Origin of the sequence: Xanthobacter sp. SG618, from assembly GCF_012932745.1 — a bacterium.
Classification (GTDB): domain Bacteria; phylum Pseudomonadota; class Alphaproteobacteria; order Rhizobiales; family Xanthobacteraceae; genus Xanthobacter; species Xanthobacter flavus.
On the sequence record NZ_JABBHL010000001.1, the window covers coordinates 283,341 to 304,987 of the forward strand.

The 21,647-nt window shown below is 67.2% G+C and carries 16 protein-coding genes; 10 read left to right on the forward strand and 6 right to left on the reverse strand.

Annotated elements, in window-relative coordinates:
• Positions 1-468 precede the first annotated feature (468 nt).
• From FHT36_RS01405 to FHT36_RS01425, 5 genes are all read left to right on the forward strand, one after another.
• On the forward strand, positions 469-1,641 hold the full coding sequence (locus tag FHT36_RS01405) for a PAS domain-containing protein (protein WP_169120459.1): 1,173 nt from the start codon (positions 469-471) through the stop codon (positions 1,639-1,641).
• Positions 1,642-1,888: 247 nt separating this feature from the next.
• Complete coding sequence (locus FHT36_RS01410) at positions 1,889-2,413, forward strand: phenolic acid decarboxylase (RefSeq protein WP_169120461.1); 525 nt, start codon at positions 1,889-1,891, stop codon at positions 2,411-2,413.
• 139 nt (positions 2,414-2,552) lie between these two features.
• Positions 2,553-3,608 carry a hypothetical protein gene (locus FHT36_RS01415; protein WP_169120463.1) on the forward strand — a complete coding sequence of 352 codons (1,056 nt, stop codon included), beginning with the start codon at positions 2,553-2,555 and terminating at the stop codon, positions 3,606-3,608.
• Between the two features lie 496 nt (positions 3,609-4,104).
• Positions 4,105-5,058: a tRNA dihydrouridine(20/20a) synthase DusA gene (dusA, locus tag FHT36_RS01420; protein ID WP_246701971.1), complete on the forward strand. Its 954-nt coding sequence runs from the start codon at positions 4,105-4,107 to the stop codon at positions 5,056-5,058.
• Positions 5,059-5,192: 134 nt separating this feature from the next.
• Positions 5,193-6,029, forward strand: coding sequence for a sulfite exporter TauE/SafE family protein (locus FHT36_RS01425; protein WP_169120467.1), 837 nt, complete (start codon positions 5,193-5,195; stop codon positions 6,027-6,029).
• A gap of 9 nt (positions 6,030-6,038) precedes the next feature.
• On the opposite strand, the gene FHT36_RS01430 is transcribed toward FHT36_RS01425, so the two are convergent.
• Entirely contained in the window at positions 6,039-6,692 is a 654-nt protein-coding gene (locus FHT36_RS01430) for a hypothetical protein (RefSeq protein WP_169120469.1), read from the reverse strand.
• A gap of 233 nt (positions 6,693-6,925) precedes the next feature.
• On the opposite strand from FHT36_RS01430, the gene FHT36_RS01435 reads away from it, so the two are divergent.
• Complete coding sequence (locus FHT36_RS01435) at positions 6,926-7,810, forward strand: ATP-binding protein (protein WP_169120471.1); 885 nt, start codon at positions 6,926-6,928, stop codon at positions 7,808-7,810.
• 69 nt (positions 7,811-7,879) lie between these two features.
• Here FHT36_RS01435 and recQ read toward each other — a convergent pair whose 3' ends face one another.
• From recQ to ssb, 4 genes are all read right to left on the reverse strand, one after another.
• Complete coding sequence (gene recQ / locus FHT36_RS01440) at positions 7,880-9,697, reverse strand: DNA helicase RecQ (protein WP_169120473.1); 1,818 nt, start codon at positions 9,695-9,697, stop codon at positions 7,880-7,882.
• Positions 9,698-9,753: 56 nt separating this feature from the next.
• Positions 9,754-10,365: a LysE family translocator gene (locus tag FHT36_RS01445; protein WP_169120475.1), complete on the reverse strand. Its 612-nt coding sequence runs from the start codon at positions 10,363-10,365 to the stop codon at positions 9,754-9,756.
• Positions 10,366-10,403: 38 nt separating this feature from the next.
• The gene (gene gyrA, locus FHT36_RS01450) at positions 10,404-13,163 is read right to left on the reverse strand and encodes a DNA gyrase subunit A (RefSeq protein ID WP_169120477.1); all 2,760 of its coding nucleotides are present in this window, start codon (positions 13,161-13,163) and stop codon (positions 10,404-10,406) included.
• A 336-nt stretch (positions 13,164-13,499) separates the two neighbouring features.
• Positions 13,500-14,060 carry a single-stranded DNA-binding protein gene (gene ssb / locus FHT36_RS01455; protein ID WP_169120479.1) on the reverse strand — a complete coding sequence of 187 codons (561 nt, stop codon included), beginning with the start codon at positions 14,058-14,060 and terminating at the stop codon, positions 13,500-13,502.
• Positions 14,061-14,511: 451 nt separating this feature from the next.
• Here ssb and uvrA point away from each other — a divergent pair, with 451 nt between their 5' ends.
• Positions 14,512-17,649, forward strand: a complete 3,138-nt coding sequence (gene uvrA, locus FHT36_RS01460; RefSeq protein ID WP_246701972.1) for an excinuclease ABC subunit UvrA — start codon at positions 14,512-14,514, stop codon at positions 17,647-17,649.
• A 30-nt stretch (positions 17,650-17,679) separates the two neighbouring features.
• On the opposite strand, the gene FHT36_RS01465 is transcribed toward uvrA, so the two are convergent.
• Positions 17,680-18,396, reverse strand: coding sequence for an FkbM family methyltransferase (locus FHT36_RS01465; RefSeq protein WP_169120480.1), 717 nt, complete (start codon positions 18,394-18,396; stop codon positions 17,680-17,682).
• A gap of 316 nt (positions 18,397-18,712) precedes the next feature.
• Here FHT36_RS01465 and FHT36_RS01470 point away from each other — a divergent pair, with 316 nt between their 5' ends.
• From FHT36_RS01470 to FHT36_RS01480, 3 genes are all read left to right on the forward strand, one after another.
• Complete coding sequence (locus tag FHT36_RS01470) at positions 18,713-18,874, forward strand: DUF1127 domain-containing protein (RefSeq protein ID WP_169120482.1); 162 nt, start codon at positions 18,713-18,715, stop codon at positions 18,872-18,874.
• Between the two features lie 195 nt (positions 18,875-19,069).
• The gene (gene trmFO, locus FHT36_RS01475; RefSeq protein WP_169120484.1) at positions 19,070-20,515 is read left to right on the forward strand and encodes a methylenetetrahydrofolate--tRNA-(uracil(54)-C(5))-methyltransferase (FADH(2)-oxidizing) TrmFO; all 1,446 of its coding nucleotides are present in this window, start codon (positions 19,070-19,072) and stop codon (positions 20,513-20,515) included.
• 9 nt (positions 20,516-20,524) lie between these two features.
• Positions 20,525-21,628, forward strand: a complete 1,104-nt coding sequence (locus tag FHT36_RS01480) for a serine/threonine protein kinase (RefSeq protein ID WP_169120486.1) — start codon at positions 20,525-20,527, stop codon at positions 21,626-21,628.
• The last annotated feature ends 19 nt before the right edge of the window (positions 21,629-21,647 follow it).

The window sequence follows — 21,647 nt, forward strand, 5'->3', positions numbered from 1 at the left end:
GCCTGATCTGGTGATCGCCTCTGAAACAGATCCGTCGGGGGCCGATGGGCCGCCCGGCGTGGGCTTGATGAGATGTCAGCCTAACGCAACGGCATTGGACGCCACATCAACAGAAGTGGTGAAGCGCCGTGTCTCTCGTTCCGGTTCTTCCCTGCGCGTCTCGTTCTGCACCGGGGTAGGGCGTTGCCGGCCGCACCCAACGCCTTGACGGCCGAAGCCGCCGTATCGGCACCGCCGTACCAGTCATCCGCTCACCCATTGCTTGGTGGCATCGACATCCGCTGCACGTTACGGGGCTGCGCCGGATCACGACCAATTCCTGAAATTCGGCGATTGAGGGCGGTCGCAAATCGCGGGCGGGCAATCGGACCTCGCAGGCCAGCGCCGGACGTCACCCATCAGGTCGCGATGCGTTGAATGGGTTGAAATTCTCTGCCATCTTCCGGTGACTTTCGAGGCTGCCCCAGCGTGAAAGATACGGAGCGCGAACTTGCCGATTGCGTCGGCGCCATCTATCAGGCCGGCGCCGGGGATGGCAGTTGGTTCGACGTCGGCGCCCGCATCTGCCGGGTCATGGACGCCCGGCGCGCTTTGCTGATCCTCGGAGGCCCCGGGGGACCTCGCAACTTGCTGATGCCTGCCGACGGCAGCGAGACCGCATATTCGGACTATTTCCACGCCCGAGACCCCTATGCGGCCAAGGCCCGCTACGACTTTGCGACAGCGCGGGCCTACCACCTCGGCAACGCGAAGCTCGGCGCCGAGCTGGTCGCCGAAAACGACTTCCTGCACAGTGAATTCTATTGTGACTTCGCCCGGCATCACGAGCGCCGCCATGTGATCGGCGGCATGGCCGGCCTCACGGAAGCGACTCCCATATTGGTGTCCCGGGGCGACGACACGGGAGCATTCGACGAAACCCATGTCCGCCTGCTCAAGACCCTGATGCCGCACGTGCAACGTGCCATCGAGCTGCGCGCACGGCTGGGGCGGGATGACGAAGCGGTCGCCCTGACGCGAGCCGCCCTAGATGCGCTTCCCGTAGGCGTGAGCATCGTCGATGCGGGGCTAAAGATCCGCTTCATCAACGATCTCGCCCGCAAGTATCTGGCCGGGCCCAATTCCGGCCTATTTTCCCTGCGCTCCGGTCCCTATACCGGCAGCGGCGTCTACATGGCGGCCATGTCCCGCGAAGAAGCCGTCGTGCTCCGCAGGCTCGTGGCCTCCGCCACATCGGGGGGCTCCGGAGGCGGAATGCGCGTGACCTCGCCCAACGGCGCAATCGTGGCGCTGATGGTCGCCCCCGCGCCGCAGCGCCTAGCCGACGACGTGAGCGGATCACAAGCCGGTGGCAACAGGGAATCGCTTGCCCTCATCATCCTGCGGCCGCTCAATCGCAAGGCCGTGCCGCAGGCGGACATGCTGTGCGAGATGTTCGGCTTCAGCCGGGCCGAGGCGGAAGTCGCTCTCGCACTCACCGGCGGCGCCAGCGCCGAGGATGTGGCGCGCGGACGCGGGGTCTCTCTCATGACCGTCCGCAGCCAGATCCGCTCGATCCTGGGCAAGTCGGAAGCGGACAACCTGCGCGACTTCGAGCGCACCATGGCGACCCTCGGGGCGCTCGTGCCGCAGCTGCGCTGAAGCGTCTTCGACCGGCCCGGCGGCCCGCGTCCCGCATAGCCAGTTCTGACGATGAGGCGCCGGGACCGCCTGGCTAGGCTGCGTCCATTCGAACCGGGACGGGATGCCCGCCATGGCTGCCCGGCGGAGATCGTCGACCGCTTGCGTCTCCGCTGGAGCGAGGACGGGTTCACGTAAGCGTCCCCACCCCACCACACGTCAACCGCTGGCGGTCCGGGCATCACTCGGCGCCGGAGAGAGGAAGATCATGTCCGATTCATTTGAATCCACCCATCCGGCGGAGATCGCCGTCTTCGTGGGCAAGCACATCATCTATACTTATGCCAATGGCTGGCAGTACGAGATGTATTTCAAGAACGACCGCACCATCGACTATCGCGTCCATGGCGGCATGGTGGGCGGGCGCTGGGTCAAGGGCCAGCAGGTTCACATCGTCCGCCTGGCCGATGGCGTGTACAAGGTCTCCTGGCACGAGCCGACTGGCACCTGCGTGAGCGTCGCCTACAATCTCAATGAGAACCGCGCCCACGGTGCGACCTTCTTCCCGCGCTGGATCGAGGAGGAGCCCAGGAAGATCATCGGCTTCCAGAACGAGAAGATCGACCTGATGCGCCAGTATCGCGACGCGGGGCCGACCTATCCGACCCTTCTCGTCGACGAATTCGCCGACATCACCTTCGTGGAGGATTGCGGGCGCGACGACGAAAGTGTCATCGCCTGCGCACCGGAGGATCTGCCCCCGGGCTATGCTGCGCGTCGCAACGTCGGCTGATGGGCGCTGATGGCCGGATGCAACACGGAGGCGTTCAAGGGTGGTGATCCGGGACTTTAATCGTCGTGAAGTCGCGATGCTCGGTGTTGGCTTGTCCGCGACATGGCGCGCTCCGGCGCAAGCACAGAAGAGATCCCCCATGCTCTATCCGGGCGAGGAATTGACCGAGGCGGCCGGCTATCCGGCTCTGGTGCGGTTCGAACCCGGGCGACCGGGGCTTCCCGTCGTGGTGTTCGTCACAGGAGGAGGGGTGCTCGGTCGCATCGCCTACGGACCGCCCGAAGGAAGGGCTGCCGATTTCCTTTGCCACTGGTTGCATGAGGACGGCTTCCCATCACTGGCCCTGTCCTATCCCATCGACAGCAGGGGTGTGTTCGACGCCGCATTCCCGCAATTTTCCATCACGGACTGGGCGGAGCAGAGCGCCGAGATCATCGCCCGCTTCATGGACCGCAATGGCCTGCCGGCCAACGCCATCGTGCTCGGTTGGAGCATGGCGGGGCGCATTGCGGAGCCGCTTCATGCCGCGCTCCGACGAAAGGGAAAGGGCATAGAGCTTTTCGTCGCGGTGGCGGCCGCATCAGCGCTTCCCCATACCTTGCCCGGCCTCGATCACTTGAAGCCAGCCGCAAGCGGCCTCGCCGCGATCAGGGGCGCCTACCTCGACTGGCTGCTCCACTGCCTCGCGGATCAGAACGGGGCGGCCGGCCACGTGGTGCTCGATGCCGAGGCATTCACACGTGAGATGACCGGCGATTTCCCGGTCGGGCTGGCCGCATCGGCCATGCGCTACAGAGACGGCGCTTTCGTTCCCGACCCGGCCGGAGACGCGATTGAGGTCGGCACCGCGCGGTATCGCGCCTTTCCGCCGCTCGCCTTGATGACGCACGCCTCCGCGCTCGACGCCCGGCACGCTCTCACGGACCGCTTCACATGGGGCGTCTACATCACCCAGCAGCTTTGCGAAGGTCTCGTTTTCTCGCAACCAGACAAACTTGCCGCGCTTCCTGGCGAGAAATGGGCGTTGCTTGTGGAGCATGTCGGGCACGCCGCCCACCGACTGAGCGCGACGCTCCCGGGCAACCACATGTTCTTCCTTGGTGAAAATGGTGCGCGGAGAACCGTGCAGACGTTGAAGCGCCTCAGGCAAACCGCCGCAGACGTTGCGAGTGAGATCTCACATCTTATGGACTGAAAAATCGCGCATCAGTCTTCTCCAGTGCGCGCGCGGCATTGTTTCGGCGCATTCATCGCCCCCAGAAGAATGGACGGGTAAGCCGCATTCCGTCCCGTCTCGGTCGCGCGGATCTAGCCGAGGGCCCTGGCAGAAGTCCTTGGACGGCTGATCCTGATCTCCATTTCGGCCATGGCCTGGCGGTCGAGCGCGACGAGATCGTGGAAGCGTTTCGCATCGCTCGACCTGCGCGTGACGGCGGCTCCTGGCGATCAATGCGGCGCAGGAACGTCTCGTTGACGTGCGGCCCCTTCCGATGGATCTGGGTTCTCCAGGAGCCGGATTTTAGTTTAGTAGGGTCAGCCAATCCGTGTGCGCTCCGTGTGCACGCGCGCGTCGAAAAATCGGAGATTGGGGCGTATCGTGGCGAAAACCGCGTGCACACGATGTGGCCCAGCTGGGTGATGTCTTAGAAATAATGTCGGAAAATCATTCGTTTCGCTTTTCCGTGGCGCCTATGATGGATTGGACGGACCGCCATTGCCGGGCCTTCCATCGCACCTTCTCGCGCCATGCGCTGCTCTACACGGAGATGGTCACCGCGCCGGCGGTGATCCATGGCGATCGGGCGCGGCTGCTCGGCTTTTCGGACGCGGAGCATCCCGTCGCGGTGCAGTTGGGCGGCAGTGATCCGGCGCTTCTGGCGCAGGCGGCGGTCATCTGCGCCGATTTCGGCTATGACGAGATCAACCTGAATGTCGGCTGCCCCTCCGACCGAGTGCAGGGCGGCAATTTCGGTGCCTGCCTCATGCGCGAGCCACTTGTAGTGGCTGACTGCGTCGCCGCCATGAAGGGGGCCGTCGCCCTCCCCGTCACCGTGAAATGTCGCATCGGCGTGGACGACCAGGACCCGGAAGAAGCCCTCGACACCCTCGCCGACGCGGTGCTGGCGGCCGGTTGCGACGGGCTCATCGTCCATGCCCGCAAGGCGTGGCTGAACGGCCTTTCCCCCCGCGAGAACCGGGACATCCCGCCCCTCGACTATGACCGCGTGCGGCGCCTCAAGGCCCGCCTGCCCCACGTGCCGGTGGCGCTCAACGGCGGCCTCGAAAGCCTCGCGCAGGGGCTTGCCGAGGCGGAAGGGCTCGACGGCATCATGTTCGGCCGCGCCGCCTATCACACGCCGGAGCTGCTGGCGAAGGTGGACCCCACCCTCCACGGCGTCCCGGCCCCGCACGAGGACACCTTCGCGGCCATCGAGGCGTTCGAGCCCTATATCGCACGCCATCTCGAAGCCGGCGGCCGGCTCTCCGACATCACCCGCCACATGCTCGGCCTGTTCGGCGGCAAAAAGGGCGCGCGCATCTTCCGCCGCCGCCTCTCCACCGAGGCCATCATCCCCGGCGCCGGGCTCGAGGTGCTGCGCGGCGCGGTGGACGAGGTGCGCCGCCGCGACTTGCAGGCGGCCTGACCGAGCGGCAATTCCCGCGGAGTTGCGTGAATAGCGCAGCTGTCGGCGGCGTCATGCGGCCGGCACAGTGGACATATGCCGGATTCCGGGCCACTCCTCCTCCCCCATCCGCCTGCAAGCCTTCGGTTCCGCTCATGTTTTCCAACGTTCCCGTGCAGGAGCTTGTCCTGCTCGTCGCCGCCATGCTGGCCGGCGGGGTACTGACCGGCCTGCTCGCCGGCCTCTTCGGCATCGGCGGCGGCGGCGTCATCGTGCCGGTGCTTTACGAGGTGTTCGGCTTCCTCGGGGTGGACGACAGCGTGCGGATGCAATTGTGCGTCGGCACCTCGCTCGCCATCATCATCCCCACCGCGATGGCCTCCCATCGCACCCACATGGCCAAGGGCGCATCGCTGCCCGGCGTGCTGGCGAAGTGGCGCATCCCGGCCATCATCGGCATCATCACCGGCAGCGCCATCGCGGCGGTGGCGGCGGGGTGGGTGCTGCAAGCGGTGTTCGTGGCGGTGGTGTCGCTGCTGGGGCTGAAGAGCCTCATCGGCCGCAACGACATCCGCATCGCCGATCACCTGCCGTCGTCCGCCATGATGCGGTTCTACGGCTTCTTCATCGGCCTCGCGTCGTCGCTGGTCGGCATCTCCGGCGGAGGCATCTCCACCAACATCCTGCTGCTCTACGGCGTGCCGATCCACGCCGCCGTCGCTACTTCGGCGGGCATCGGCGTCATCATCCCCATCCCGGGGGTGATCGGCTATGCCATCGCCGGCTGGCCGCATTTGTCGGAATTGCCGCCCCTATCCATCGGCTATGTGTCGGTGATCGGCTTCCTGTGCATCGCCCCTGTGGCGACGCTGGTGGCGCCTTATGGGGCGCGGCTCGCACACCGGCTGAGCCGCCGCCATCTGGAGATCGGCTTCGGCCTGTTCCTGCTGCTGATCGGTGCGCGGTTCCTCGTCGCCATCATCCACGGATGAGGCGGCGCCTCACCAGCGGTGGGTGAAGCCGGCGGTGATGCTCTTGTTCAGGGTCGAGCCGGTATCGGCCACGGAGGTGGTGACGGTGAAGTCCGGCGCGAGCTGCTGCTGGGCGCTCACTGTGGGCAGAAGCTGGGGCGAATTGCTGGTCGCCTTGGTCGACACGGCGAAGGTGGTGCCGACGTCCGTCAGCTTGAGACTGAGCGACTTGTCGGTCTCCCACGCCTGCGAACCGGCCTTCACCTGATAGGTATCCGCCAGCGTCGCCGCGAGGCCGCTGGTCAGGGGAATGGTGCGCTCGAAAGTGGTGGCGAGCTTGCTCGCCGCATCGTTGGGATCGACGGAGACGTTCACCGTGCCCTTCTCCCACACCATCCAGTCCGGCAGGCGGGCGACGGTGACCTTCGCATAGGCGGTGCCGCCGAGGCCGTCCGCGCTCTGACCGACCGTGGGTGCCACGCTCGATCCGGTGGCCGAAAGGTCGAGGCCAACCACGGCGCCATAGTCCTGCACAGGCGTCGAATAGGTCAGCGAGGTCGAGCCGTCGGCCTTCAGGGCCGTCTTCGCCTCCGTCCCGTCGGCAAGGGCCGGCGCGGCGGCAAAGAGCGGAGACAGCAGCGCGGGCAGAAGCGCGGAGCGCGTGAGGGGGCGGCGGATCGCCATGGGTCTCGACCTCCCGGGGCAGAGGGTGGGCACCTGAACGGTGGCCGAGCACGCGGCTACCATTCCTCTCGGCTTGCTTGGTCGAGGATGGATGGGGAGAAGTTAAGGCGGAATTGTTGCGCTGCAGCGTCGTCCCCATCATGCGCGCGCCGCATGGCTTTTGCGCCACACGCGCGCCGGGCCGCCTTGCCGCCGGGCCGGCCGCGTCCTAATCCCCGCGCGGGAGGATGATAATGACACAGCCCGAACTTTCGAGCGCGACCCTCGATCTGCTCACCCGCATTGCCGGGGCACTGGAGCGCCTGGCCCCGCCCGCAGTGCCTACCCCCGATTTCGAGGCGGCCGACGCCTTCGTCTGGCACACGGACCCGATCCGTTTCGAGCCGGTGCCGCGGGTCAATCGGGTGGAGATGGACCTGCTGCAGGGCATCGACCGGGTGCGCGACCAGCTCGTGGAGAACACCGAGCGCTTCGCCCGCGGCCTGCCGGCCAACAATGCGCTGCTCTGGGGCGCGCGCGGCATGGGGAAAAGCTCGCTGGTGAAGGCCTCTCACGCCGCCATCAACCGGTCTCTGGCCGAAGATGGCGCGCGCCTGAAGCTGGTGGAGATTCACCGCGAGGACATCGAGACCCTGCCGGCGCTGATGGGGCTGGCGCGCGGATCCCATCACCGCTTCATCGTCTTCTGCGACGATCTCTCGTTCGATTCCGACGATACGTCCTACAAGTCGCTGAAGGCGGTGCTGGAAGGCGGCATCGAGGGGCGGCCGGACAACGTGATCTTCTACGCCACGTCCAACCGTCGCCACCTGCTGCCGCGCGACATGATGGACAATGAGCGCTCAACCGCCATCAATCCCGGCGAGGCCGTGGAGGAGAAGGTTTCCCTCTCCGACCGCTTCGGCCTGTGGCTCGGCTTCCACAAGTGCAGCCAGGACGAATATCTCGCCATGGTCGCCGCCTATGTGGACCACCACGGCATTCCGGCGACGGAGGAAGAGTGGCGGCCGAAGGCGCTCGAATGGGCCACCACCCGCGGCGCCCGCTCGGGCCGCACCGCCTACCAGTTCGTGCAGGATCTCGCCGGCCGGCTGGGGGTGGCGCTGAAGGCGGCGTGACGGGCGCACCCCGGACGCATTTGCTGTCGATCCCTGGGTCCGGGGCGCAAGAGCGTGCCCCGGATCGCCTCATCCCTCGGCGATCACCGCCAGGAATTGCTGACCGTAGCGCATCAGCTTGGCCTCGCCGATGCCGGAGATCATGCCCAGCGCCTTCATGGAGGTGGGCTTCAGCTCGGCGATGGCCATCAAGGTGGTGTCGTGGAAGATGACGTAGGGCGGCACCCCCTGCGCCCGCGCCAGCTCCAGCCTGAGCTTCTTCAATTTCTGGAACAGCGCCTCGTCGGCCGGATCGGCCAGGGCCGCGGAGGGGCCGCGCCCGCCGCCGGTGACACGGGCGGCGCGGGGGCGGGCCTCAGCCTTCAGCTCCACCCGCTCCTCGCCGCGCAGCACCGGCCGGCATTTTTCGGTGAGGCCAAGGCTGCCGTGGCCCTCCACGTCCACCCACAGATAGCCCATGGCCACCAGCTGGCGCACCACGGCCCGCCATTCATCGCGCGAGAAGTTGCCGCCAATGCCGAAGGTGGAGAGCTTGTCGTGGCCGAACTTGGTCACCTTGTCGTTGGCGTCGCCGCGCAGAACGTCGATGACATGACCGGCGCCGAACCGCTCCCCGGTGCGGTAGACGCAGGAGAGCAGCTTCTGCGCCGCCTCGGTTCCATCGAAGGTGCGCGGCGGATCGAGGCACGTATCGCAATTGCCGCAGGGCTGCGGCAGGTCTTCCTCGAAATATTTCAGCAGCACCTGCCGCCGGCAGGAGGCGGTCTCGGCGAGGCCCAGCAGCGCATCGAGCTTGCTGCGCTCCACGCGCTTCCTCGCCTCGGGCGCATCCGAGCCATCCACGAACTGGATGAGCTTGGCCACATCCTCCACGCCGTACAGCAGCAGCGTCTCGGAGGGCAGGCCGTCGCGGCCGGCGCGGCCGGTTTCCTGATAATAGGCCTCGATGCTCTTGGGTAGATCGAGATGGACGACGAAGCGCACGTCCGGCTTGTCGATGCCCATGCCGAAGGCGATGGTGGCCACCATCACCACGCCCTCCTCCTTCAGGAAGCGGTCCTGATGCCGCGCGCGCGTGTCGGCGTCGAGCCCGGCGTGATAGGGCAGCGCCGTGCGGCCCTCGGTGGAGAGCATCTCGGCGGTCGCCTCCACCTTCGCCCGGCTCATGCAATAGATGATGCCCGCCTCGCCATCATGGGCGTCGAGGAAGGCCTTCAGCTGCACGCGCGGATTGGCCTTCGGCGCGATGCGGTAGCGGATGTTCGGCCGGTCGAAGGAGGACAGGAACACCTGTCCCTCCTCCAGATTGAGCCGCTCCACGATCTCCCGGCGCGTCGGCCCGTCCGCAGTGGCGGTGAGCGCCATGCGCGGCACGCCGGGATAGCGCTCGTGCAGGATGGTGAGCTGGCGATACTCGGGCCGAAAATCATGCCCCCACTGGGAAACGCAATGGGCCTCATCGATGGCGAACAGCGAGATGCGCGCGCCGTCCAGCAGGTTCAGGAAGCCGTCGGTCAGCAGCCGCTCGGGGGCCACATAAAGGAGATCGAGGTCGCCCATGGCGAGCGCCCGCTCCACCTGTCGCCCCTCGCCGGGGGCGAGGGAAGAATTGAGCATCGCCGCCTTCACGCCGAGCTGCCGCAGCGCCTGCACCTGATCGTGCATCAGCGCGATGAGTGGCGAAACCACGATGCCCGTGCCGGGCCGCACCAGCGCCGGCACCTGATAGCACAGGGATTTTCCCCCGCCGGTGGGCATGAGCACGAGGGCATCGCCCCCGGCGACCACATGCTCCACGATCTCCCGCTGCCGCCCGCGAAACGTCTCGTAGCCGAAGACGTGGCGCAGGACCTCAAGCGGGGCGGAATCATCCAGAAGGGCAGACATGGGGCCTTATAGCCCCCTCCCCCCGCGGGGCAATGCGGGGTGGCGCCGCGGACGGCCTATCGCCGTCCTGCCGCCAGCAGCAGGGCCGCGCCGCCGACGAGGATGCCGGCGGAGACGCGGTCCGCCACGAGCGTGAAGCGGCCCTTCAGCGCGGCGCGCGCCTTGTCCGCCACCACCGCCCACAGCATGTCGCCCGCCAGCGCGATGACCGCGAAGATCGCGGCCAGAAGCGCGATCTGCGGCACCGGATCGGCGGTGTTGGTGACGAATTGCGGCAGGAAGGCCGCGTGGAACAGCAGGGTCTTCGGATTGGCGAACGCCACAGCGAGCCCCCGCCCGAAGGCGGCATGGGCGGAGGGCGCGGGCGCCTCGACCGCCTTGCCGGCGCTGCGCCACTGCATCACGGCGAGCCACACGAGGTAGGCCGCGCCGGCATAACGCACGAGATCGAAGTGGCGGGAGAAGGCCTCCACCACATAGGCAAGGCCTCCCGCCACCAGCGCCAATTGGGCAATCAGGCCCACATTGACGCCCATGGCGGTAAGAATGCCCGCCTGCCGCCCGTGCTTGAGGCTGGTGCCTACGATGAGCGCCACGTTCGGCCCCGGCGTTGCTCCCAACGCGATGCAGGCGAGCACGAACAAGGCGAGGCTTTCAGCCGAGATCATCACTTGCGCTCCTCCGGCCGAAGGCCCCCGCTCGCGGATCAGGCCTCCGGCGTATCGTCTCCGGCAGCTTCCACGCCGCCTTCGCCCGCCTCACCCTCGGCACCGGTGTCCTCGCTGATGTGCTCAACCGAGACCACGCGCTCGCCTTCCGCCGTGTCGAACACGATGACGCCCTGGCTGGCGCGGCCGACGATGCGGATGCCATCCACGGGGCAGCGGATGAGCTGGCCGCCGTCGGTGACGAGCATGATCTGGTCGGCATCCTCCACCGGGAAGGAGGCGACGAGGCGCCCGTTGCGCTCGTTCACCGCCATGGCGACGATGCCCTTACCGCCGCGGCCGGTGACGCGATATTCGTAGGACGAGGTGCGCTTGCCGTAGCCGTTTTCGGACACGGTGAGGATGAACTGCTCCTTCGCGCCCATCTCGGCGTAGCGCTCCTGGCTGAGCTGGCCGGAGCCGCTCGCGCCCTCCTCCTGCTCCACCTCGGCGCTCTCGCCCGCCTCGCCGCGCAGGGCACGGCGCATCTTGATGTAAGCGAGCCGCTGCTCGGCGTCGGCATCCACATGGCGGATGATGGCCATGGAAATGACGCTGTCGCTCTCCTCCAGCCGGATGCCGCGCACGCCCACGCTGTCGCGGCCCTTGAACAGGCGCACCTCGGTGACCGGGAAGCGGATGCAGGCGCCGGCCGCCGTGGTGAGGAGCACGTCGTCCTCCTCCGTGCACAGGCCGACATCCGCGATGGCCTCGCCTTCGGCGAGCTTCATGGCGATCTTGCCGTTGCGGTTCACCTGCTGGAAATCGGTGAGCGCATTGCGCCGCACGGTGCCGCCGGTGGTGGCGAACATGATCTGCAGGCGCTGGTTCTCGCCCTCGTCCTCCGGCAGCAGTACCACGGAGGTGATGCGCTCGTCCTGCTCCAGCGGCAGGATGTTGATGAGGGCCTTGCCACGGGCCTGGGGCGCCGCCAGCGGCAGGCGCCACACCTTCATCTTGTAGACCTGCCCCTTGGAGGAGAAGAACAATACCGGCGCGTGCGTCGAGGCGACGAACAGGCGGGTGACGAAATCCTCGTCCCGCGTCTGCATGGCCGAGCGGCCCTTGCCGCCGCGCCGCTGCGCCCGATAGGTGGAGAGCGGCACGCGCTTGATGTAGCCGGCGTGGGAGACGGTGACGACCATCTCCTCGCGCTGGATGAGATCCTCGTCTTCCAGATCACCGAAGCCTTCGACGATCTCGGTCCGCCGCGGGGTGCCGAACTCCGCCTTGATGGCGAGAAGCTCGTCCCGGATGATCGCCCGCATGCGCGGCCGGCTGGCGAGGATTTCGAGATAATCGGCGATCTCGGCGGCGAGCTTGTCCAGCTCCTCGGCGATCTCGTCGCGGCCGAGGGCAGTAAGGCGCTGGAGCCGCAGGTCGAGGATGGCGCGGGCCTGCACCTCGGAGAGGCGATAGGTGCCGTCTTCCTTCAGCTTGTGGCGCGGATCGGCGATGAGGGCGATCAGCGGCGCCATGTCCTTGGCCGGCCAGTCGCGGCCCATCAGCGACTCACGCGCAGTCGCCGGGTCCGGCGCGGTGCGGATGAGGCGGATCACCTCGTCGATATTGGCGACGGCGATAGCGAGGCCCACCAACACGTGGGCGCGGTCGCGCGCCTTGCGCAGCAGGAATTTGGTGCGCCGGCTGATGACCTCCTCGCGGAAGGCGATGAAGGCGGTCAGCACGTCGTGCAGGGTAAGGATGCCCGGCTTGCCGCCGGAGAGCGCCACCATGTTCACGCCGAAGGACGTCTGCAGCAGCGTGAGCCGGTAGAGGTTGTTCAGCACCACGTCGGCTTGGGCGTCGCGCTTGATCTCGATGACCACGCGCATGCCGTCGCGATCGCTCTCGTCTCGGATTTCGGAGATACCCTCCACCCGCTTGTCGCGCACCAGCTCGGCGATCTTCTCGATCATCGTCGCCTTGTTCACCTGATAGGGAATCTCGGTGACGATGAGGGCCTCGCGGTCCTTGCGGATATGCTCGATGGCGACCTTCGCGCGCATCAGGATCGAGCCGCGACCGGTGAGATAGGCCTGGCGGATGCCGGTGCGGCCAAGGATCAGCGCGCCGGTGGGGAAATCCGGGCCGGGCAGCAGGTCGAGTAGCGCCTCGGGCTCCAGCAGCGGGTCGTCCAGCAGCGCGACGGTGACGTCGATGATCTCGCCGAGATTGTGCGGCGGGATGTTGGTGGCCATTCCCACCGCGATGCCGCCGGCGCCATTGACGAGCAGGTTGGGAAACTTGGCCGGCAGGACGGTCGGCTCATGTTCCGAATTGTCGTAATTGTCCTGAAAGTCGACGGTTTCCTTGTCCAGGTCGTCGAGGAGGGTGTTCGTCACCTTCTCCAGACGGACCTCGGTGTAGCGCATGGCTGCCGGGGCATCACCGTCCACCGAGCCGAAATTGCCCTGGCCGTCCACCAGCGGCACCCGCATGGCGAAGGTCTGAGCCATGCGCACCAGCGCGTCATAGACCGACTGATCACCGTGGGGATGGTATTTACCGATCACGTCGCCGACCACGCGGGCCGACTTGCGGTACTGCTTGTTCCACTCGTACCCGTTCTCGTGCATGGAGAACAGGATGCGCCGATGCACGGGCTTGAGGCCGTCGCGCACGTCGGGCAGGGCCCGGGCGACGATGACGCTCATGGCATAGTCGAGATAGGAGCGGGACAGCTCCTCCGTGATGGAAACGGGCCGGATGTCGGACGGCGGCTCGCCACCTGTCTTCGGCGTTTCGGAATCGGCCAAAAGTCAATACTCGCATGGATTGGTGAGGTGCTTCCTTCTAGCCGATTCACCCCTCCGACGCCAGCAAAACCCCTCTGGCGGACGTAAATTTATACCATATAAATCAATGGGTTATGCGGACCACCTTGCCGGTCGCCGGACAATTTGTCCGTTTTGCGTCAGATGGGCCCGCGAACGCCGTCCGAAGCGGCTCGAAAAGGGGGCTGCGACGGCATGGCAAAAGCCCGCCTGCGTCAGGCGCAGGCGGTGACTTTCTGTGAGCCGATCAGCACAAAACGGGGGCGGTCAGCACCGAAGCTGCCCGCCTTGCCCCGCCCTCAAAGCCGAAAGCGCGCCTCAGAACGGGATTTCGTCGTCGAGATCGGCTGCGGGGCGGCCACCACCCGAACCGCCGCCCATTCCGCCGCCAGCCGGGGCCGGACGGCGCCCGCCGCCCGAGGCGCCGCCGCCGCTATAGCCGCCGAAGCTGCCGCCTCCGCCGCCCATGGGGCTGGCAGAGCCGAAGTCGGAGCCGCCGCCGAACTCGTCGGCGCCAGCGCCGCCACCCTCGCGACCGTCGAGCAGGGTCAGCTCGCCGCGATAGGGACGCAGCACCACCTCGGTGGTGTAGGTCTCGCGGCCGTCCTTCTCATACTTGCGGGTCTCGAGCTGGCCCTCGATGTAGACCTTGGAGCCCTTCTTCAGGAAGCGCTCGGCAACGCCCACCAGGTTCTCGTTGAAGATCACCACGCGGTGCCACTCGGTGCGCTCGCGGCGCTCGCCGGAGGCCTTGTCCCGCCAGTTCTCGGATGTGGCGATGGACAGGTTGCAGACGCGGCCGCCGTTCTGGAACGACTTGACCTCCGGGTCGCGGCCCAGATTGCCGACCAGGATCACCTTGTTGACGCTGCCGGCCATCCCGCTCTCCCTCGTGCCGTGTTCCACACTACCGCAGGCCGCCATCTCGGCGCGCCGCGAATCCCGCACCCTACCGTCCCCGCCGGGCCATGCGACCCCCGGCGCGGTTTTATCCCCATGATGAACCGATGAACCGACGCGCGCTGCCGCACGTAACAGCTCAGGATCTCAATGTTCACGTTGTGTTCCTAACCGACTTCCCCCAGACTGGCAAGGGCATCGGGCGCGCCCGATGCGAGTCGTCGGCTCTTTTTGGGTGGCGCCCTCCGGAGTTCTGATTATGTTCTCTTCCGCATTGCACAAGGTTCACTACATTTCCGAGAGTTCATGAGCACGTTCCCCGGTGCGCTGCGCGGCTTTCCGGCCGCTCGCGTGCCCGCCGCTGCAAGGGCGGCACGATCGTTTCTCAGGCCCCGACCCCTTTTTGCGCCGCAGGCGCCAGCGGATGTCCATGTCTGATCGCGCAGCCTCCCCGCGTTCCAACCCGGCCGAAGCCCCCGTTCGCGAGGTGCCCCGCCGCGATGCCCGCACGCTTTCAGTGCGCGGCGCGCGCGAGCACAATCTCAAGAACGTGGACCTCGAAATCCCCCGCGACAGCCTGGTGGTGTTCACCGGCCTGTCGGGCTCGGGCAAAAGCTCGCTCGCCTTCGACACCATCTATGCGGAAGGCCAGCGGCGCTATGTGGAAAGCCTCTCGGCCTATGCCCGCCAGTTCCTGGAGATGATGCAGAAGCCGGACGTGGACCAGATCGACGGTCTCTCGCCGGCCATCTCCATCGAGCAGAAGACCACCTCGAGGAATCCGCGCTCCACGGTCGGCACCGTTACCGAGATCTACGACTACATGCGCCTTCTGTGGGCGCGCACCGGCGTGCCTTATTCCCCGGCCACGGGCCTGCCCATCGAGAGCCAGACCGTCTCGCAGATGGTGGACCGCACCCTCGCCTTGCCAGAGGGCACGCGGCTCTATCTGCTCGCGCCGGTGGTGCGCGGGCGCAAGGGCGAGTACCGCAAGGAGCTGGCCGACTGGATGAAGAAGGGCTTCCAGCGGGTCAAGGTCAACGGCGCCTTCCACGAGATCGCCGAAGCGCCGACCCTCGACAAGAAGTTCAAGCACGACATCGACGTGGTGGTGGACCGCATCGTGGTGCGCGCGGACCTTGCCCAGCGGCTTGCCGACAGCTTCGAGACCGCCCTCGGCCTCGCGGACGGCATCGCAGTGGCCGAGTTCGCCGACGAGAAGGATGAGGCCGGCGCGCCCCGCCGCATCATCTTCTCGGAGAAGTTCGCCTGCCCCGTCTCCGGCTTCACCATTCCGGAGATCGAGCCGCGGCTGTTCTCCTTCAACAATCCCTTCGGCGCCTGCCCGGCCTGCGACGGCCTCGGCGTGGAGCAGACCATCGACCCGGACCTCGTGGTGCCGGACAAGGCGCGCTCGCTGAAGCAGGGCGCCATCGCACCCTGGGCCAAGTCCACCTCGCCATATTACGGGCAGACGCTGGATGCGCTGGCCAAGCACTACCACTTCAAGCTGAACGTGCCCTTCGCCGATCTGCCGGAGCAGGCGCGCGAGGTGCTGCTCTTCGGCTCGGGCAGCGAGAAGATCACCTTCCACTATGACGACGGCATGCGTGCCTACGAGACCTCGAAGACCTTCGAGGGTGTGGTGCGCAACCTCGATCGGCGCTGGAAGGAGACCGACAGCGACTGGGCGCGGGAGGAGATTTCCAAATACTTCTCCACCGTCCCCTGCAAGGTCTGCAACGGCTACCGGCTGAAGCCGGAGGCGCTGGCGGTGAAGATCGCCGGGCGGCACATTGGCGAGATCGGCGAACTGTCGGTGCGCGCTGCGGCCGGATGGTTCGAGAACCTGCCGGCCCAGCTCACCGACAAGCAGAACGAGATCGCCGGGCGCATCCTGAAGGAGATCCGCGAGCGGCTGCGCTTCCTGCTGGACGTGGGGCTGGAGTACCTCACGCTGGCCCGCTCCTCGGGCACGCTCTCGGGCGGCGAGAGCCAGCGCATCCGCTTGGCATCGCAGATCGGCTCCGGTCTCACCGGCGTGCTCTACGTGCTGGACGAGCCCTCCATCGGCCTACACCAGCGCGACAACGAGCGGCTGCTCGGCACGCTGAAGCACCTGCGCGACCTCGGCAACACAGTGATCGTGGTGGAGCACGACGAGGACGCCATCCTCGCCGCCGACCATGTGGTGGACGTGGGCCCGGGCGCGGGCATTCACGGCGGGGAGATCGTGGCGCAGGGCACGCCGGCGGAAATCCTCGCCAATCCGGCCTCCCTCACCGGCCGTTATCTCACCGGCGAATTGAGCGTCGGCGTGCCGGCGCGGCGCAAGCCGAACCCCAAGCGCATGCTCAAGCTCTCGGGCGCGCGCGGCAACAACCTGAAGAACGTGACGGCGGAAATCCCGCTCGGCCTGTTCACCTGCATTACCGGCGTGTCAGGCGGCGGCAAATCCACCCTGCTGATCGACACGCTCTACAAGGCGGTGGCCCGCCGGCTCAACGGCGCCTCCGAGGCCCCTGCCCCGTTCGATAAGCTCGAGGGGCTGGAGCACCTCGACAAGGTGATCGACATCGACCAGTCGCCCATCGGCCGCACGCCGCGGTCCAATCCGGCAACTTATACCGGCGCCTTCACGCCCATCCGCGAATGGTTCGCCGGCCTGCCAGAGGCCAAGGCGCGGGGCTACGGCGCCGGGCGCTTCTCCTTCAACGTGAAGGGCGGGCGCTGCGAGGCCTGCCAGGGCGACGGCGTCATCAAGATCGAGATGCACTTCCTGCCGGACGTGTACGTCACCTGCGACGTCTGCAAGGGCAAGCGCTACAATCGCGAGACGCTGGAAGTCACCTTCAAGAACAAGTCCATCGCCGACGTGCTGGACATGACGGTGGAAGAGGGCGCGCAATTCTTCAAGGCCGTGCCCTCGGTGCGCGAGAAGCTGGAGACGCTGCACCGCGTCGGCCTCGATTACGTCAAGGTCGGCCAGCAGGCGACAACGCTCTCGGGCGGCGAGGCGCAGCGGGTGAAGCTCTCCAAGGAGCTGTCGCGCCGCGCCACCGGGCGCACGCTCTATATCCTCGACGAGCCAACCACCGGCCTGCACTTCCATGATGTGAAGAAGCTGCTGGAGGTGCTGCACGAGCTCGTGGAGCAGGGCAATTCGGTGGTGGTGATCGAGCACAATCTGGAGGTCATCAAGACCGCCGACTGGATCCTCGATCTCGGCCCCGAGGGTGGCGACGGCGGCGGCGAGATCGTGGTGGCCGGCACGCCGGAGACGGTGGCGGCCAGCAAGCGCTCCCACACCGGCCGCTTCCTCGCCGAGGTGCTGGCCCGGCGGCCGTTCGCCGACGACCGGAAGGGCGGCGCCGGGACGGACGCCAAGCCGGCGGCAGCCGGTCGCGGCAAGGCCGCGCGGCGTCCGGCTGTGGAAGATGTCGAGGCTGGCGCGCCCGCCCCTGGGGTGGAGGCTGCTGCCGTCGTGTCGGAAGAGGCCGCCTCGGCGGAGGCCCCCGAAGCGCCGCGTGTGGCGCGCGGCCGTCGGCGTCGACAGGCCGCCGAGTAAGGCGGCCTCCCGTGTCTTGCGCCCGCAGGCTCAGGCCATGCGGGCGTTACCGATGCGCATGCGACGGCGGAGCAGGCGGCCGGGCCCGTAGGTCCACATGAGCTGGGCGCGCGCCCGCAGGCTCAGGTGCCGGGCGGTGTCCTGCGGCACGAACCACGCATTGTGGCCCGTGCGCCGGACGAGATGGTAGTTGCCGCTGCGGAGCACGGCACAGGTCTCGCCGAACCGCTCGCGGTCGTCCACCACCACCAGCTTCGGCTGGAAACGGCTGAGCGTCACACCCTTGAGGACGTCGGGCTCGGCGCCTTCCACATCCACCGAGAGGAAGTCGATGGTCGAGACACCGGCGCCCTCAAGAACGGAGTCCAGGGTCGCGGCCGGCACCTCGATCACCATGTCCTCCGGCCGCACCTTGCGCGGATTGAAGACGATGGTGCTGCTGCCGCGGCGCTCCAGCAGGGCGACGCGACCCGCCGTCGCAGCTTCGGGCGCGACACAGGCGCACTGGACCACCTGAGCCTGCCGCGCGCGCCGCAGATTTTCTGCGAATTCCGGCACCGGCTCCACCAGAAGCCCTCTCCAGCCGGTCAGCTCGAGATGCAGCGTCTGGCTCTGGAAAACCGGATCGTAGGCCCCCACCTCCACGAAAACCCCTGACGGACCAAGGAAGCGGGACGTCAGTCCACGTTCTTCCTGAGCCGTATAGACCGCGGCCCCGGCAAGACCGGTGGCGCTCGCCACATTCATCACATGCCCCCATGCGGCTTACGCATTTGCGTCATGCCATCCCCGATGGCGATGGCATGTCGAGAGGGCCCCCGCCCCGCTCAAGCTATTTATAGCACCAGGGAGGCACAAAAGTACCGCCCTAAAGGTGGTCTCCATCAGCGGGATGCAATGCAGCATTGCAAGATTCCGATAGGTTAAAGACCTATGGCGCCCACCATGCACGCGTTGCATTGCTGCAATGCGTCAGCGGTCCTATGGCGATGCAGCATGTGGGCATATGTTTGGTCTCAGCAAGTGGAATCGCCGCGAGGCGGTCCACAAGAGGAGAAGTAACATGTTGCTCTGGGGTTTCCTGGCTCGCCAGTTCCGCCGGTGGCAGGTCTACAACCGCACGGTTGCGGAGCTGTCCAGCCTTGATGATCGCTCCCTCGCCGACATCAACGTGTCGCGCAGCGAAATCCGGGCCGTGGCCCGCCACGCTTCGGCCGTCGCCTGATTTCAGGCGCCGCCGCCATGGCTGAGCCGGCCTTCGGGCCGGCACCGGAGAATGGTCCCCTGAGGGGACCATTTTCGTTTTTGGGCCCCCTCCATGGCTCCCAATGGCCCTGAGGGTTGAAGTCCCTGCGGCGCGTGTGGCACACCCCTTGTCCCGCCGGGTGCCCCCGATTGCCGGCGGCACACTGGAGCCGCGATGCCTGACACTTTTTGGCCCAACCGTCCGAATGGCGATAATGTCGCACCCGTCCATGTGGTCGGCGGAGGGCTCGCGGGCTCGGAGGCGAGCTGGCAGCTGGCCACGCGGGGCATTCCCGTGGTGCTTCACGAGATGCGGCCCGTGCGCGGCACCGAAGCCCACCTCACCGACGGTCTCGCCGAACTCGTCTGCTCCAATTCCTTCCGCTCGGACGATCCGCAGGGCAATGCCGTGGGCGTGCTCCATGCGGAGATGCGCCGCGCCGGCTCGCTGATCCTCAAGGCGGCGGATGCCAATCAGGTGCCGGCGGGCGGCGCGCTCGCGGTGGACCGGGAGGGCTTCTCCCGCGCCGTGACCGCCGCGCTGGAGGGGCACCCGCTCATCGAGATCCGTCGCGAGGAGATCACCGGCCTGCCCCCGGCCGAGTGGGACAATGTGATCCTCGCTACCGGGCCCCTCACCTCCCCGGCGCTGGCCGAGGCCATCCTCGGCCTCACCGGTGAAAGCGCCCTCGCCTTCTTCGATGCTATCGCGCCCATCGTGCATTTCGACAGCATCGACATGGGCAAGGCCTGGTTCCAGTCGCGCTATGACAAAGCGGGGCCGGGCGGCACGGGCGCGGACTACATCAACTGCCCCATGGACGAGGCGCAGTACAACGCCTTCGTCGATGCGCTGATCTCCGGCGACAAGGCGCCGGTGCGGGACTTCGAGGCCAAGACCCCCTATTTCGACGGCTGCCTGCCCATCGAGGTGATGGCCGAGCGGGGCCGCGAGACGCTGCGCTTCGGCCCCATGAAGCCGGTGGGCCTCACCAATCCCCATGCGCCTGATGTGAAGGCCTATGCCATCGTCCAGCTGCGGCAGGACAACAACCTGGGCACGCTCTACAACATGGTGGGCTTCCAGACGAAGCTGCGCCATGGCGAGCAGGCCCGCGTGTTCCGCACCATACCGGGGCTAGAGAATGCGGAGTTCGCCCGGCTCGGCGGCCTCCACCGCAACACCTATCTCAATTCCCCGCGCCTTCTGGATGGCACGCTGCGCCTGAAGGCCGATCCGCGCCTGCGCTTCGCCGGCCAGATCACCGGTTGCGAGGGCTATGTGGAGAGCGCGGCGGTCGGTCTCATGGCCGGGCGCTTCGCCGCCGCCGAGCGCCTGGGGCTGGACGTGCCGCTGCCGCCGCTCACCACGGCGCACGGTGCGCTGCTCGCCCACATCACCGGCGGGCATATCGAAGCGGAAGCGGAAGGCGGTCCCCGCTCCTTCCAGCCCATGAACGTGAATTTCGGCCTGTTTCCCCCGCTCGCCGAGGCCCCCAAGGGCGAGGGCGGCAAGCGCCTGCGCGGCGCCGAGAAGACGCTCGCCAAGAAGAAGGCGCTCGCTGCGCGGGCCCTGGCTGACATCCTCACCTGGCTCGACAGCCCGCAACAGGCGGCTTAAGAGGCCCAGATGCCGCGCCAGTCCATCACGCCGCCGCCTTTGGAATATGATGCCGACCCGGCCCGCTTTGCCGTGGACACGGTGCTGAAGCGCGATGTCTTCTCCACCGTGGAGCGCGGCACCTGGACCGACCGCCATGGCCGGGAATGGCCCGCCGTGCGCCGGCGCTGGAACGACGTGTCGCTCTGGTTCGCGCCCATCGCCTATCAGCTCGCCGCTCACGAGATCCATGCGCTGGAGAAGGTGACGCGCACCGGCGTGACCACGCCGCTGCTCGCCGTGGGCAAGCGCTTCCTCGTTCGCGGCTGGATCGACGGCGCGCCGCTGCAGATCGCCCGGCCGGCCGGCGACATGCACTTCTTCCACTCCGCCCGCGCCGCGCTGCTGACCCTGCATCGCGCCGGCTACGTCCATAACGACCTCGCCAAGCAGCAGAATTGGCTGCGCGGGGCGGATGGCGAGGCGTGGCTGATGGACTTCCAGCTGGCTTTGCCGTTCAGCCGGCGATCCAAGCTCGGCCGCGTGCTGGCCTATGAGGATCTGCGCCACCTTCTCAAGCACAAGCGCACCTATTGCCCCGACCGTCTCACGCCGCGCGAAAAGAAGGTGCTGGCCACGAAGAGCCTGCCCACCCGCGTGTGGATGGCCACCGGCAAGAAGGTCTACCGCTTCGTCACCCGGCGGCTGATGTCCTATTCCGACACCGAGGGCCGCGGCCCGCGGGTGACGCAGGTGGGTCCCCGCATCGCCGACGCCCTCGCCAGCCATCCCGCCGTGGCGGAGGTGCATATGTCGGACTTCCAGACGCTGGGCGGGAAAGTGGGCCTCTACGCCTTCGTCGCGCCGTCCGCGCCGGTGACGACGGATGCCCTGCGCGCCCATCTCGCGGCCGCCCTGCCCGAGCGGCCGCACCTTGATCACCTCCAGGTCGTCGCCGCCCTGCCCAAGGGGCCGGACGGCGCGGTGCGCGATGATCTGCTGCTGCTCATCGCCCGCAACCAGATCGAGATGCTGGACCAGCTCTCCGGCTCGGAGGCCGTGCGGCTTCAGGTGGCGGAGATCGCCCGTGGCCGGCTCAACCTCACCGATCGCATCACCCGCCCCGCCGCCTGACGAAAGTTGTGCGGCGCGG

Bases quoted from the DNA above. Each gene is read 5' to 3' on its own strand.
- FHT36_RS01410 (WP_169120461.1), top strand. From the start codon at position 1,889: ATGTCCGATTCATTTGAATCCACCCATCCGGCGGAGATCGCCGTCTTC.
- FHT36_RS01415 (WP_169120463.1), top strand. From the start codon at position 2,553: ATGCTCTATCCGGGCGAGGAATTGACCGAGGCGGCCGGCTATCCGGCT.
- dusA (WP_246701971.1), top strand. From the start codon at position 4,105: ATGATGGATTGGACGGACCGCCATTGCCGGGCCTTCCATCGCACCTTC.
- FHT36_RS01425 (WP_169120467.1), top strand. From the start codon at position 5,193: ATGTTTTCCAACGTTCCCGTGCAGGAGCTTGTCCTGCTCGTCGCCGCC.
- FHT36_RS01430 (WP_169120469.1), bottom strand. From the start codon at position 6,692: ATGGCGATCCGCCGCCCCCTCACGCGCTCCGCGCTTCTGCCCGCGCTG.
- FHT36_RS01435 (WP_169120471.1), top strand. From the start codon at position 6,926: ATGACACAGCCCGAACTTTCGAGCGCGACCCTCGATCTGCTCACCCGC.
- recQ (WP_169120473.1), bottom strand. From the start codon at position 9,697: ATGTCTGCCCTTCTGGATGATTCCGCCCCGCTTGAGGTCCTGCGCCAC.
- FHT36_RS01445 (WP_169120475.1), bottom strand. From the start codon at position 10,365: ATGATCTCGGCTGAAAGCCTCGCCTTGTTCGTGCTCGCCTGCATCGCG.
- ssb (WP_169120479.1), bottom strand. From the start codon at position 14,060: ATGGCCGGCAGCGTCAACAAGGTGATCCTGGTCGGCAATCTGGGCCGC.
- uvrA (WP_246701972.1), top strand. From the start codon at position 14,512: ATGTCTGATCGCGCAGCCTCCCCGCGTTCCAACCCGGCCGAAGCCCCC.
- FHT36_RS01465 (WP_169120480.1), bottom strand. From the start codon at position 18,396: ATGAATGTGGCGAGCGCCACCGGTCTTGCCGGGGCCGCGGTCTATACG.
- FHT36_RS01470 (WP_169120482.1), top strand. From the start codon at position 18,713: ATGTTGCTCTGGGGTTTCCTGGCTCGCCAGTTCCGCCGGTGGCAGGTC.
- trmFO (WP_169120484.1), top strand. From the start codon at position 19,070: ATGCCTGACACTTTTTGGCCCAACCGTCCGAATGGCGATAATGTCGCA.
- FHT36_RS01480 (WP_169120486.1), top strand. From the start codon at position 20,525: ATGCCGCGCCAGTCCATCACGCCGCCGCCTTTGGAATATGATGCCGAC.